Annotated in this window: 10 protein-coding genes; 6 read left to right on the top strand and 4 right to left on the bottom strand. The window is 62.5% G+C overall.

The window, feature by feature from the left end; translation table 11 throughout:
* Positions 1 to 188 precede the first annotated feature (188 nt).
* Entirely contained in the window at positions 189 to 2003 is a 1815-nt protein-coding gene (locus C493_RS18805) for a transposase (RefSeq protein ID WP_007261078.1), read from the top strand.
* A 1248-nt stretch (positions 2004 to 3251) separates the two neighbouring features.
* Complete coding sequence (locus tag C493_RS18800; protein WP_049889498.1) at positions 3252 to 4028, top strand: SDR family NAD(P)-dependent oxidoreductase; 777 nt, start codon at positions 3252 to 3254, stop codon at positions 4026 to 4028.
* Between the two features lie 122 nt (positions 4029 to 4150).
* On the opposite strand, the gene C493_RS18795 is transcribed toward C493_RS18800, so the two are convergent.
* Entirely contained in the window at positions 4151 to 5329 is a 1179-nt protein-coding gene (locus tag C493_RS18795; protein WP_007261076.1) for a CaiB/BaiF CoA transferase family protein, read from the bottom strand.
* A 310-nt stretch (positions 5330 to 5639) separates the two neighbouring features.
* Here C493_RS18795 and C493_RS18790 point away from each other — a divergent pair, with 310 nt between their 5' ends.
* A complete protein-coding gene (locus tag C493_RS18790; protein ID WP_007261075.1) occupies positions 5640 to 6836 on the top strand; it encodes a 3-hydroxyacyl-CoA dehydrogenase in 1197 nt (398 codons plus the stop codon).
* 118 nt (positions 6837 to 6954) lie between these two features.
* Here C493_RS18790 and C493_RS18785 read toward each other — a convergent pair whose 3' ends face one another.
* From C493_RS18785 to C493_RS18775, 3 genes are all read right to left on the bottom strand, one after another.
* A complete protein-coding gene (locus C493_RS18785; protein ID WP_049889496.1) occupies positions 6955 to 8094 on the bottom strand; it encodes an acyl-CoA dehydrogenase family protein in 1140 nt (379 codons plus the stop codon).
* A 131-nt stretch (positions 8095 to 8225) separates the two neighbouring features.
* The gene (locus C493_RS18780; RefSeq protein ID WP_007261073.1) at positions 8226 to 8813 is read right to left on the bottom strand and encodes a MaoC family dehydratase; all 588 of its coding nucleotides are present in this window, start codon (positions 8811 to 8813) and stop codon (positions 8226 to 8228) included.
* Between the two features lie 27 nt (positions 8814 to 8840).
* Positions 8841 to 10097 carry an acyl-CoA dehydrogenase family protein gene (locus C493_RS18775; protein WP_007261072.1) on the bottom strand — a complete coding sequence of 419 codons (1257 nt, stop codon included), beginning with the start codon at positions 10095 to 10097 and terminating at the stop codon, positions 8841 to 8843.
* A 273-nt stretch (positions 10098 to 10370) separates the two neighbouring features.
* Between C493_RS18775 and C493_RS18770 the strand changes: the two genes are divergently transcribed.
* From C493_RS18770 to C493_RS18760, 3 genes are all read left to right on the top strand, one after another.
* Positions 10371 to 11138, top strand: a complete 768-nt coding sequence (locus C493_RS18770) for an IclR family transcriptional regulator (protein WP_007261071.1) — start codon at positions 10371 to 10373, stop codon at positions 11136 to 11138.
* Between the two features lie 363 nt (positions 11139 to 11501).
* Complete coding sequence (locus C493_RS18765; RefSeq protein ID WP_049889495.1) at positions 11502 to 12677, top strand: thiolase domain-containing protein; 1176 nt, start codon at positions 11502 to 11504, stop codon at positions 12675 to 12677.
* Positions 12674 to 13081: a Zn-ribbon domain-containing OB-fold protein gene (locus tag C493_RS18760; RefSeq protein WP_007261069.1), complete on the top strand. Its 408-nt coding sequence runs from the start codon at positions 12674 to 12676 to the stop codon at positions 13079 to 13081. Before C493_RS18765 ends, C493_RS18760 begins: the two co-directional genes overlap by 4 nt.
* Positions 13082 to 13166: the final 85 nt, after the last annotated feature.

The following is a 13166-nucleotide window of genomic DNA, read 5'->3' as shown; positions in this document are numbered from 1 at the left end:
GGAAGGCACATGATTTCTGAGTAGTGACAGCACGCGTGGGACAGGCCCCAACGGGGTCACGGTGGGAGCGCCTCGGTCCGGCGAGGCGTCTCGACAGCGCGGGCTACGAATCCACACCGAAAGACTACAAAGTAGAAGGCCTCTACGGCGCAGACACCGGCGAGGTTGTCGAAGCGCGGTCCTTCGACATGACTTTTCGGGAGATGGTTGACGGGGCTCTCAGTAGTTACCCGTACCAGCAACAGATCCGGCACGACCGCTCTGTCTCACTGGAAGATCTCGTTACAGAGGTGCCTACGTGCTACCTCCGCTTCTACGACACCTACGACCACAAACAGGGGGACCCAAAGCCGTGGGAAGCTGTCTTCCGGGCGCACGTTCTTCGGTGTGTGAAAGGCTGGAAGAACGAAACGAAGCTCTGGAAGTACCTCAAGCAGCAGCCGTTCCTCTGTACGCAGCTAGGATTCGAAGACATCCCGGACCAGTCAACACTCTGGCGAGCATGGGAGGACCGCCTCGTTGAGGTACAGGAGGCTGTTCGGGACGCCGCCGAGGTCGTCGTGGACATCGCTCGCTACCACGACATTCCTGCACCGGAGCCGGAGTTCCTGCCAAACCAGCCAACCGATACGGTCACGAAATCGAAGAGCAAAGACACGCTCGCGCGGGAGAAAGCCCGTGAGGTCTGGAAGGGCGCGAAGCCGATCGTCGAAGACTGCTTTTACCTTGATCGCGGCGACAACTCCTCAATTCCTGAAGGCGCGTTCTGGGAACAGCAGTCTTACCTCGGGATGCGAACCGACATGCATCCGAATGACGGCGCACAGTCGTTCGCGGAGGACACGACCCGAGATCGGACGCCGTCGGGGGACTCGCACCGACTCCAGACGAAGCGGCTTGGTATCGATCGCACGCGAACGATGCTTCGAGAGAGCGCTCGAACGCTCGTTGCACGCGCAAAATCGAGAGATCAGATGGGGCGCAAGCAGATGGCTGCTATCGACATTACGAAAGGCAATCCGTGGAGCGGCGAGGTTACCCGCAACAGTAGCGGTCGGAACCAAGAGCCGTGGATTCTCGGGTACAAGGGTGATGATGGACCGTTCTTCCAGTGGGCAGTCATCAAACTCGTCGGCCATGATGTACCGCTGATCCTCGATGCGATCCCAGTCGAACGTGGCCGTAAGCGAGCTGACCTCGTGGACGACCTCCTCGAAGGTGCAACCGACGTCGCGCCGGGACTGGACCTCGTGATGATGGATCGGGAGTTCGCCAATGACGGCGTCAAAGACGCCTGCGAGAAGCATGACGTTTACTACCTGAACCCTGCCGTCGTCCGGTCCAGCAGCGACCACGAACACCAGATCGCCAAGCTCGCCAGTGAGGACAAGGATTTCGACGTCGTCAAGCAGGAACGGCTGGACGATGGTCCGACGCGGAAGGCTGTCTACCTCCCGAAGCGCGAGTGGGGACGCGAAGAAGAGGATGGCGACGGCCCGGAGGTGACTATCCGTCAGGAGTTGCTCGATGAGTTCTCCGACGTGGGTAATACGACACCGCTGTCGAAGGACCGCGACGCCGACTCGCCACTCGGCAATCTTCTCGATGAGGTCCGGGAGGAAGAGGAGATCGACGAGCCGGCGCGGGTCGAAGCGCCGACGGTCCCCTTCGAGACGAACCTCCCGTGGGTGGACGTCGAACCCGAGGACGAACGGGAGATGAAACACCAGATCGGGCGGCTGATGTCCCGATACAAGCGTCGCTGGGGCATCGAAAACGGGTTCAAGAAACTGAAGACCTTCCTCGCGGAGACCCAGTCGCCGGACCACCGGTTCCGGTACTTCAACTTCGCGTTCGCCTGTGTGCTGTACAACTGCTGGCGACTCGTGGACATCCTCGTGCAGCTCGAACTGGACGGTGAGGTCAGCGACGGACCGGCGATCTCGGCGAACTCGTTCCTGACGTTCGCCAAGAAGAGCTACGGTCTCGACCCTCCCGACTAACCCCATGTTTCCTCTGGGCTTGCTCGGTCGGTAGTGGCGACGCTACCCTGAAATCGCTTTTCTCCGGTAGTTTATGATAGGAAGTCGGTAGTTTTCTCAGAACTGTTCCTTCAGACTTTGATGTCGACTTTTTTCACATCCCTGACCCGTGGAACCTGTACATCATAGTGCCATCTTCGGAACATCAGTCACGGCAGGCATTGGGACGACGGAAGGGGTTGTTGTGCGATACTGCGTCGTTTCGGACGATATAGCGGGAACGAGAGTTTTAGATCGGCGTTCGACGGTCGCAGACGTGCGAGTGAAACCCGTCGGTGAACGGAAGACGAGTAATTGTCGAGTCAATCGCGTGAAACCGCTGACCGGGTTGCCAGTTTTTACAGCCATACGTCAGTAATGAAATCAGGTTCGATTCATCGACCACGGTACTCGTGTCTCTTGGGCGTGAACGAGCGGGCGTGACACTCCGTTAGTGACGTTTTTTGATCCGTATTCGAACATGAGGAACACGATTAGGAAAACAGTCGCCTCACAAGTTCCGTCCGAGCATCTCGTCGGGCGACGCTCTACGTTCGACTGAAAGCGGCCGTGGTGCCAAAACTTCCCGTTCGCAGACCTCAATTCCGATCCTGCAGACGTTCGTAGTCGCTGTTGCTACTGGCGTCCTCTCCGGTCGAAACGGCGGCCCGACCGGCGCAAGCACGATACGTGGCCGGGTTCCGTTCGTTCGAACCGCTCGACGCGTTTCGCTCGAGGACGATCGCCGCGAACCGTCGCCGGCAGTCGTACCGGCGGAGACGGATCAGGACCGGTACTGTAGATCGAGCCGATTTCGATTCAGAGTGATTGCAGACGCTATACCGAGCGTATCGTTTCGCTCGACTTCTCCGATAGATCCCAGGGTGCGGAAGCCGACACCGCAATTCGTCCGCTCGCTGGAGCAGCGACGACGACGCTTTTCGAGCGCTGTTCTCCGTTCTCCTATGCGGAACAAAATTGGACCCGCATCGAGCGACTTCGACGGTCGGGTCGGAACGGGCACACTTCGTGAAACCGTACGAGAACGGTTCGAACGGAGACCGACGTGACTACCGGACGGGTCGGAAGATTGGTCCTGGACTCGCTTCGGCGACGGCGATACGGCTTCCGCAGTGCGGAACGCGATCGCCGCTCGAGTCGGCCCGTCGCTCGCGACGTCGATCGCTGCTGCACAGTAGTATTATATGAGATGCCGGTAAAGTGCTGTACGTGACCGAAACACCACTTGCCGAGAAGTTCGACTTCACAGACGAGAGCGTCGCCGTCACCGGCGGCGCGAGCGGAATCGGCCGGGCAGTTTGTGAGACGTTCGCCGCACAGGGCGCAAACGTGACCATCGCCGACGTCGATCTCGAGGCGGCCGAAGAGACGGCGGCGACCATCGAGGAGGAGTACGGGACGCGGGCGCTTGCGATCCAGACGGACGTCTCGTCGTACGAAGCGGCCGCCGAGATGATCGACGCGACCGTCGACGAGTTCGGCTCGATCGACGTGCTCGTCAACAACGCGGGGCTGAGTACGCGAACCTCCTCGTTCCTCGAGTCCACCCCCGAGGACTGGGACCACTCGGTCGGCGTGACCTACTTTGGGACGATGAACTGTACGCACGCCGCGCTCTCGCACATGGTCGAGCAGGAAAGCGGCTGTATAATCAACTACGCCAGCGATTCGTACAAGGGGAACGATCCGGCCCTGCCCGTATACGGCGGCGCGAAAGCCGCCAACGTCGCGTTCACGATGAACGTCGCGAAGGAAGTCGGCGAACACGGGATCCGAATGAACGTCGTCTCGCCGGGGACGACCGAGACGCCCGCGACCGAGGACTGGCTCGCGGAGTACGGGGACAAGGTTCTCGAGTCCTACGCGCTGGACCGCCTCGGTCAGCCCCAGGACATCGCCGACGCGGTCGCGTTCCTCGCGAGCGACGCCGCCGACTGGATCACCGCACAGGTGCTCAGCGTCAACGGCGGTTACATCCGCGGATAAGCCGGGCGAGGCAACGGAACCGTCGCAATAGTGTTGAAACGGATTTCGTCAGTACACGTGAGAAGGCTACAGCACGGGCGACGACACGGGCTTCTATTTCGCGTCACGATCGTTTGAACGAGTTAGACGACGCCGTTTTCGCGGAGTTCGTCGATCTCGTCGTCGGTGTAGCCGATCGCCTCGAGGACGTCGTCGGTGTGTTCCCCGAGGTCGGGCATTCGGTCGGCAGTCGTCTCGAGGCCGTCGAACGAGATCGGATTGTCGATGTACTGGACGGGGCCATCCTCCGTCTCGAACTCCTGGACGAGGTCGAGGTGATCCGTCTGCGGGTGATCGAGCACCTCGTCGAGCTGGTTGACGTCGCCCCACGGGATAGTGCTCTCGGTAAGCAGGTCCACCCAGTGGTCGCAGGGTTCGCTCTCGATGATCGACTCGATAGTGGATTCGAGCGCGTCTCGGTTGGCGACCCTGTCCTCGTTCGTCTCGAAGCGGTCGTCCGTGAGGAGGCCAGGACGATCGATGATTTCGACGCAGAACTCCTTCCAGTGGGCCTCGCTCAGGATGGCGAAGTTGATATACTGGCCGTCGGCGGTTTCGTAGGGACCGTACGGCGTGATCAGGTGGTGGCGCATCCCGATCCGCTCGGGAAGCTCGTCGTTGTGCCAGTACTTGTGTGGGAAATACCCCATCCAGGAGAGCATCCCGCCGAACATCGTCACGTCGATTTCGTCGCCGTTGCCGGTCCGCTCGCGGTGGAACAGCGAGAGCAGCGTGGCGATCGTCCCGTAGGTCGCGGCGTTGATATCACAGATGCTGATCGGGATTTTTGCCGGCTCGTCGGGCGACCCGTTCATCAGGATCGAACCGGTCTCACCCTGCATGACGAGGTCGTACGCTTTCCGATCGCTGTACGGCCCGGTTCGTCCGTACCCGGAGATGTTCAGGTAGATCACGTCCTCGTTGAGTTGCGAGACGCGCTCGTAATCGACGCCGAGTCGCTCGACGACGCCCGGGGCGTAGTTCTGGACGACGACGTCCGCTTCGGCGGCGAGCTCGGAGAAAATGGTTGACCCCTCGTCGGACTTCAGGTCGAGTTCGATGCTCAACTTGTTCCGGTCGACCCAGACGTGAGCCGACGAATCCCCGTAGACGGCCGAATCCCAGTGGCGGTTCACGTCGCCGACGCCGGGTCGTTCGACCTTGATCACCTCCGCACCGAAATCGCCCAGCATCCGTGTACAAAGGGGCGCACTGACGCCGCTCTCGAGGCTCAGAACGGTGATGTCGTCTAGTGCGAGCATTGCCCTCTCCGTGCTGAAATCCCGTCGTCGGACGTCGTTTCGGCGGCGGTACCGCTGTGGCCGTCGCGCCGTTTCGCGGCGCGTGGCTCGAGCGTCGGCGCGTTCAGACGGCTGTCTCTCCTGCGAACGAACATACGCTGTCTTTCGTGTCGCCACATATATTCTTATCGGAGGGGGTACCGGGAGAGCCCCGGATGGCGAAACCGGACGGCGGATTGAGGAGCGACCGCCGTTCGCCTTCGCAGGTGGTGACGACGGCGACGGTTCCTCGAGCGGTAGATTTTTGCTTATCGTTTGAGACAGTACCCGTATGGTCGTAACTATCGACGACATCGAGACAGTTGCAGTGATCGGAAGCGGACAGATGGGACGCGGCATCGGCGCCGTCGCCGCGTTAGCGGGCTACGAAACGTACATCAACGATATCGACGAGGAACAGCTCGACGAGGCGAAAGCGGAGATCGAGTGGTCCTACGAGAAGTCCGTCGAAAACGGCGCCGCGACCGAGGCAGCGGTCGACGACGCGCTCGACCGACTCACCTTCACCACCGACCTCGAGGAGGCGGTCGGCGGTGCGGAGTTCGTCACCGAGGCGGCGGTCGAGCAGCAGTCGGTCAAGGAGGATATCTTCGAAGACCTGGACGAGATCGCCCCCGAAGACGCCATCCTCGCGACGAACACGTCCGGACTCAACATCACGCGGCTCGCGGAGGTCACCGACAGACCGTCGCAGGTCGTCGGCACCCACTGGTTCAACCCGCCGATGCTGATGGAGCTGGTCGAGGTCATCATGACCGAGCACACGCCCGACGACGTGGGCGACACCGCGGAGGCGCTCATCGAGTCGTTCGACAAGACGCCAATCCGGTGTAAGATCGACATTCCCTCGTTCATCGTCAACCGGCTGATGCGGCCCTACGGCGAGGGGCCGGCCTGGTTGGTCTACCGGGGCGAACACACCATCGAGGAGGTCGACTCCGCGATGAAGTACACGGAAGGGTTCCCGATGGGGCCGTTCGAACTCGCCGACTTCACCGGCGGAATCCAGATTCGCGTCGAAGGGGAACAGGACCACCTCGAGGACGACCGGCCGATGTCCTACGACACGGAGGTGTGTCCGCTTCTCCACCAGCTCTACGAGAAAGGACGGTACGGTCGAAAAGCCGACGCCGGCTTTTACGAGTACGACGAGCGCGACGAACCGCAGATCGCCGTCGATGCCGGACAGGGATTCGATACGCTGCTCGTCTGGGCGCCGATCGTCAACGAGGCCGCCAAGATGGTCCAGAACGACGTCGCCACCGTCGAGGACATCGACGTCGGCGCGCGACTCGGCGGGAACTGGCCGGTCGGTCCCCTCGAGAAAGCCGACGAGGTCGGCGCCGACGTCATCCTCGAGAAGCTGACCGAGGTCGCCAGCCGCCACGAGGATACGAACAAACTCGCCGAGACGCTTCCCTGCGACCTGCTAGTCGAGAAGGCCAAGAACGGCGAGACGTTCTACTGAAGAGTCGCGCCTCGCCCGCCACGTCGGGCGAGGGGCGTCGCGGTCGTCCCGTTCGTCCCGTTCGACGACTCGTAGTTTACAGCAGTCACGGCGAGTAAAGCTGGCCGTTCGACGCCGCCTAGTTCAACAGCGACGGCGCGCCGCCGCGTTTGAGCCACCGCGCGATCGTATTCTTCTGGATCTCGTCGGTCCCGCCGGCGAACCGCCATCCGCGCTGGAGTCGGTAGAGGTACTCGAGCGGGTGGCCCTGCTGGTAGCCGTTCGCCCCGCAGATCTGGAGCGCTTCGCTGATGACGGTCTCCGCGGTCTGCCCCGAGAAGAGGTTCGCGGCGCCGGTCTGCAAGGGATCAGGCACCCGCCCCTGCGCGACGGCGTCCTCGGCCGCGCGGTACGTCAGCGCGCGAGACGCCTCGAGGTGCGTCACCATCTCCGACAGCTTCCACTCGAGGCCCTGGAACTCGGCGATCGATTGGCCGAACTGTTCGCGGTCCTGGGCGTACTCGAGGGCGTACTCGAGGGCGGCCAGCGCCCACGTGTTGGAGATCGACGCGACGGCGAGGCGTTCCCAGTTGAGCGCCTTCAGTTGCTCTTTGAAGGCGTCTTCGCCGCGCGTGAGGACGTTCTCGGGCGGGATCACGACGTCTTCCATGTAATAGTGGGTTTGCTCGTGGTCGGCCATGTTCGTGTAGTGGTTGCTCACCTCGACACCGGGGTCGTCGAAATCGACGATGACGGTGCCGAGTCCCTCGGGGAATTTGACCCACGTAACGCCCGCGGAGGCGTCTTTGAACCGCGAAACCCAGGTTTTCTCGCCGTTGAGGACGAGGTCGTCGCCGCGTTCCTCGACCGTCGTGTTCATCGAGTGGACGTCGGAGCCGGCCTCTGGTTCCGAGATACAGATCGCGATGAAATCCTCGCCCTCAGTCAGCGGCGGCAGGTACGTTTCCTTCGCTTCGTGGGTCCCGAACATGTCGATCGCCCGCGGCGCGACCATGTGCATGGAGTTCAGAAACGAGGCCGTGTCCGGGCAGACGCGGCCGATCGCTTCGTTGAGCAACATCGCTTCGAACTCGGACATCCCCGCGCCGCCGTACTCCTCGTCGTAGTTGATCCCGAGGAACCCGTGTTCCGCCAGCGTCTCGAGGTTCTCCCACGGCGTTTCGCCCTGCCACTCGTACGCTTTCTCGGCGAACTCGTTTTCCGCGAGCTCCGACGCCGTCTCGAGCAGCATCTGCTGCTCATCGGTAAGCGATGCCATGATGTTAGTTGCCAGTTGTGATAGTTAGTTCTTTCTATCGGCCGACTAAATCCCGGTCGTTCGGTATCAGAAAAACGAGGTCGCCTCGGACCGCGTCGTAGCGGAACCGAGACGAGTCGACAAGCGGCAGCTCAGTCCGTGGTCTCGTCGGGTTGCGTTCCGATTCCCTCGGGCCAGCCGGGCGGCTTCGCCGCGGAGGGCTCGGCGTGCTCGCGTTTCAACACCATCGGCGTGCGCTCCAGGCTGAGCACGAGGTCGTCGTGTTGGTTGTACGCCCGAAGCTCAGTCTCGACGATGCCGACGTGATCGCGGGACTCGAGTTCGCGCTTCGAGAGAACCTCGCTCTCGGCGAAGATGGTGTCGCCGTGGAAGACGGGGTTGTGGTGGCGAACGTCGTCGTAGCCGAGGTTCGCGGTGGCGTTGACCGAGACGTCGACGACGCTCAACCCGACGGCCGTCGAAATGACGACGAGTCCGTTGACGAGACGCTCACCGAACTCCGTCTCGGCGGCGTAGGCCTCGTTGAAGTGCATCGGGTTGAGATTCATCGTCACGTTCGTCATCCAGACGTTGTCCGTCTCGGTGATCGTGCGGCCGAAGGGGTGTTTGTAGACGTCGCCGACCGCGAAATCCTCGTAGTAGCGGCCGTGCCAGCCTTCGACGAGTCGTTTGTCCGTCGCTTCCTCGGAGTCGGTGGAGTCGTCAGTGTCGTTCGTCATTGGTGTGAGTTGTCGGGTGGATAGCGATCAGTACGAGCGGGGGAGTCCGAGCACGTTCTCGCTGATGTAGTTGAGAACGAGCTGCTGGGTGATCGGGACGATCCGCGTGAGTCTGGCCTCGCGGAAGTAGCGCTCAACGTCGTATTCGCGAGCGACGCCGAACCCGCCGTGGGTCTGAACCGCGGCGTCCGCCGCCGCGAACGCCGCCTCCGCCGCCCGGTACTTCGCGGCGTTGGCCATCGCGCCGGTTTCTTTCTGGCTCGCGCTCTCGATCGTTTCGGCGGCGCCGTACAGGAGTTGCTTCGCGGCCAGGGTTTCGGTGTAGGCCTCTGCGAGCGGGTGTTGGATACTCTGGTTCGAGCCGATCTGCCTGCCGAAGACCTCCCGTTCGTTCGCGTACTCGATCCCGCGCTCGAGGGAGACCTCCGCGAGACCCACGCACTCGGCCGCAATAGCCAGTCGCTCCTCGTTGAGCCCATCTAGCACCTGATAGAATCCGCGTCCCTCCTCGCCGATGAGTCGGTCCGCCGGGATTCGAAGATCGGAAAACCACATCTCGTAGGAGTGGACGAATCCGCTGGCCGTCTTCGGAATCTGCTGGATCTCGAGTGCGTCCTGGTCGTAAGCCTCCTCGACGTCGACGAGGAACATCGAGATGCCCTCCGTTCGTTTGTCGACCGCCTCGCGCGGCGTCGTCCGCGCCATCAGGACGAGATAGTCCGTCGCGTCCACCCGCGAGATCCAGATCTTCTGGCCGTTGATGACGTACTCGTCGCCGTCCTCGGACGCCGTGACGTCCGAGGGATCAGCCGAGCGTTGCTCGGCGGAGACCCGTTCGGCGCTGGTCTCGATCGACGTCGAGTCGGAGCCCGCGTTGGGCTCCGTGAGGCCGAACGACTGGATGGCGACCTCTCCGTCGGCGACTTTCGGGAGCAGTTCCGACTTGAGCTCCTCGTCGGCGTACTTGACGAGTGGGGTGCTGTTGTAAATGCCGCCGTGGACCGCCTGCGCGGCGCTGAATCCGCCGCCGTTCGCGGCGATCTCTTCCATCATGACGGCGACTTCCGTCGTTTGCATGCCGGCGCCGCCGTACTCTTCGGGGATCAAGATCCCGAGCCAGCCGTGATCGCTGAGCGTCTCGACGAACTCGTGTGGATACTCCTCGTTTTCGTCTCGCTCCCGCCAGTACTCCCGGTCGAACTCCTGGCAGATCTCCCGGATGCTGTCCCGGACGAGCGTTTGTTCGTCGGATAGCGGTACGCTATCTCTCCACGAGTGAACCATACCGGATGACGAGCGAGCGAGAATATAAATCATCGGAAAGCGTCAAAGTTGGACGGGTTATTCGACGTCCGCGCGTGGGCGTTCAATTGCGCACGCGGTGTGAATCAGCCCCATTCGACGATGCAGAACTCGCACCCGGAGCCGACCGCGGACGAATTCCCACAGACGGTGGCCGATTTCACCGCTAACCGTTTATAAATGGGAGATTCGATTGGATGGCAAGTCGTTCGACTTTCCGGAACATTTAATGAGGATTGTCTGATACTCCCACCCATGGCAGAGAATCAAGATCGCGGGCGGGTGAAAACGACCGAAACGGCGTTTCGGATCGTCGAGTTGCTCATGGAACGAGACGGGATGCGACTGTCGGAACTCGCTCGAGAGCTCGGCGTCGCCAAGAGCACCGCCCACCGGCACCTTTCGACCCTGCTGGACCTCGAGTACGTGACGGAAAACAACGGGGTCTATCGGACGGGACTGCGGTTTCTCGAGATCGGCGAACAGACGCGGACGCGGACCGACGCCTACCGGTTGGCCGAGGAGAAAGTGGCGGATCTCGCCGCCGAAACCGAAGAGCGGTCGCAGTTTATCGTCGAGGAGCACGGGCAGGGCGTCTACCTCTTTCGGGAGACCGGCGACCGGGCCGTTCACACAGACTCCGAGATCGGAAAGCGAATCCCGATCCACGCGACCGCGGCCGGCAAAGCCATCCTCGCGAACCTCTCGGATGAACGCATCGAGGAGATCATCGACCAGCGAGGGCTCCCGGCGCTGACCGAGCACACGACGACCGACGAGGAGGCGCTCTGGACGGAATTAGCGGAGATTCGCGACCGCGGCTACAGCACCAACGACCAGGAGAACACGAGCGGGCTCCGAGCGATCGGCGTGCCGGTTCGGTACGAAGACGGCGAGCCCCTCGGCGCGCTGAGCGTCTCGGGACCAACACATCGGTTCCAGAAAACGCTGTTCAACGAGACGCTTCCGAACCTGCTTCTCGGCACCGCGAACGAACTGGAACTCAACATTCAGTACTCGTAGGCGCGCCACGTCGAGAATTAGTTACATTAGTACATTTGTAAATGTTGCGGCAGCAGTGCGTCGAGCGCCAAGAATTCGTTCGAAGAAGCGGAACACCCGGGCGCTCACCGTCGGTCGGAGCCGTGGACCCCACGATACGGGTATCAACACAGAGAGACCGTAGAAAGACAGAATCGGTACGGACGAGGCTTCGACAGGTCGTGAGTACGGGATAGTGTCGATGGCGATTCGTGGCGGAAACAGCCCGAAACGGCCGTCCACTCCCGTGGCTGGGAACCGTTCCCGATAACCGAACGCTGACGACGTCGACCGGGACCCAGTCAGACGGTAACATTTAGGTAGGAGTGAGAAAACCACTACCCAATGGCAGCACAGTCGTCAGCCTACATCGCAGGTGCCTACGAGCACCCGACGCGAGAAGCACCGGAGAAATCGACGATGCAGTTACACGCGGAGGTCGCACGCGGCGCGCTCGCCGACGCCGGACTCGCAAAGGACGACGTCGACGCGTACTTCACCGCCGGCGTCCCGGAGTACGAGAGCGGCCTGTCGCCGCTCATCATGGCCGATTACCTCGGCCTCGAGGTTTCGTACGCCGACACGACGGACTACGGCGGCTCTTCGTACATCAGTCACGTCGGTCACGCCGTGAGCGCGATCCGCGACGGCAAGTGCGACGTCGCGCTGATCACCCTCGCCGGCCGACCCCGGTCGCGCGGACAGGCGACCGGCTCCGGCGCCCGGAGCATTCGATCGGCACAGGACAGTTTCGAGCGGATTTACGGCGCGACGAACATCGGCATGTACGGCATGGCCGCCAAGCGGCACATGCACGAACACGGGACGACGCCGGAGCAGTTGGCCGAGATCCGCGTCGCCGCGTCACACCACGCCCAGTACAACGAAGACGCGATGTTCCAGGAGCCGGTGACGGTCGACGACGTCGTCGAGTCGCGCGTCGTTTCCGACCCGCTGCACCTGCTCGACTGCTGTGTGATCTCCGACGGCGGCGGGGCGGTACTCGTCGTCTCGGAGGACGTTCGATCGCGACTCGAGCGCGAGTGCGTCGAAGTGCTCGGCCACGGCGAGGCGGTCGGACACCACCGAGCGGGTCGAATCGACCTCACGCGAACCGCCGCGGAGCAGTCCGGGACACGCGCGTTCGAGGAGGCCGGCGTCGGCCCCGAACACGTCGACTACGCGTCGGTCTACGACTCGTTTACGATCACCGTCCTCGAGGCGATCGAGGACCTCGGCTTCTGCGAGAAGGGCGAGGGCGGGACGTTCGTCGAAAACGGCGCGCTCAAAGCGCCGAACGGAGACCTGCCGTTCAACACGGACGGCGGCGGCCTGTGTTCGAACCACCCCGCGAACCGCGGCGGGATGACGAAGGTCATCGAAGCCGTTCGACAACTTCGCGGGGAGGCCAACGAAGAGGTACAGGTCGACGCCGACCTGGCGCTCGCACACGGGACCGGCGGCAGCATCGGCACCCGCCACGGGGCGGCAACCGTCGTCCTCGGAGGTGAGGACCGATGAGCTGGGAGCCGCGACCGACGCCGGAGATCACGCCGGAGACGGAGCGGTACTGGTCGGCCGCCGCCGACGGCACGTTGCTCGTCCGCGAGTGCACGGACTGCGGTCTCGTCTACCACTACCCGCGAGCGCTCTGTCCCGACTGCTTCAGCGACGACGTCGAGTGGAAGGAAGCGTCCGGAGAGGGAACCGTTTACTCGTACTCCGCGACGCAGTCGATGAGCGGCTGGCCCGAAGAGGACCTGCCGCTCGTCCTCGCGTACGTCGAACTCGAGGAGGGGCCGCGGGTGATGACGAACCTCGAGTGCGACCCCGAGGACGTCGAGATCGGGACTCGCGTCACGGTTCGGTTCAAGGCGGTCGAGGACGCCGACGCCGCGGTTCCCGTCTTCGTCCCGCGGGAGTAGCCGGGCTCGCGCCGGTCGGTTTCGCCAGTGTCTCGACGCGGGATCGGAGTGATCGGTTCGACAGTCGGCGAAACCGAACGGCGAG

This window comes from Natronolimnohabitans innermongolicus JCM 12255 (assembly GCF_000337215.1).
In the GTDB taxonomy this organism is placed as follows: Archaea; Halobacteriota; Halobacteria; order Halobacteriales; family Natrialbaceae; genus Natronolimnohabitans; species Natronolimnohabitans innermongolicus.
The sequence above is the reverse complement of the archived record's forward strand: the minus strand, read 5'-3'. Positions and strand labels throughout refer to the sequence as shown.

What these genes read in the sequence shown, in the direction of transcription:
- C493_RS18805 (WP_007261078.1), top strand. Translation starts at nt 189, where the DNA reads ATGACTTTTCGGGAGATGGTTGACGGGGCTCTCAGTAGTTACCCGTAC.
- C493_RS18795 (WP_007261076.1), bottom strand. Translation starts at nt 5,329, where the DNA reads ATGCTCGCACTAGACGACATCACCGTTCTGAGCCTCGAGAGCGGCGTC.
- C493_RS18790 (WP_007261075.1), top strand. Translation starts at nt 5,640, where the DNA reads ATGGTCGTAACTATCGACGACATCGAGACAGTTGCAGTGATCGGAAGC.
- C493_RS18785 (WP_049889496.1), bottom strand. Translation starts at nt 8,094, where the DNA reads ATGGCATCGCTTACCGATGAGCAGCAGATGCTGCTCGAGACGGCGTCG.
- C493_RS18780 (WP_007261073.1), bottom strand. Translation starts at nt 8,813, where the DNA reads ATGACGAACGACACTGACGACTCCACCGACTCCGAGGAAGCGACGGAC.
- C493_RS18775 (WP_007261072.1), bottom strand. Translation starts at nt 10,097, where the DNA reads ATGGTTCACTCGTGGAGAGATAGCGTACCGCTATCCGACGAACAAACG.
- C493_RS18770 (WP_007261071.1), top strand. Translation starts at nt 10,371, where the DNA reads ATGGCAGAGAATCAAGATCGCGGGCGGGTGAAAACGACCGAAACGGCG.
- C493_RS18765 (WP_049889495.1), top strand. Translation starts at nt 11,502, where the DNA reads ATGGCAGCACAGTCGTCAGCCTACATCGCAGGTGCCTACGAGCACCCG.
- C493_RS18760 (WP_007261069.1), top strand. Translation starts at nt 12,674, where the DNA reads ATGAGCTGGGAGCCGCGACCGACGCCGGAGATCACGCCGGAGACGGAG.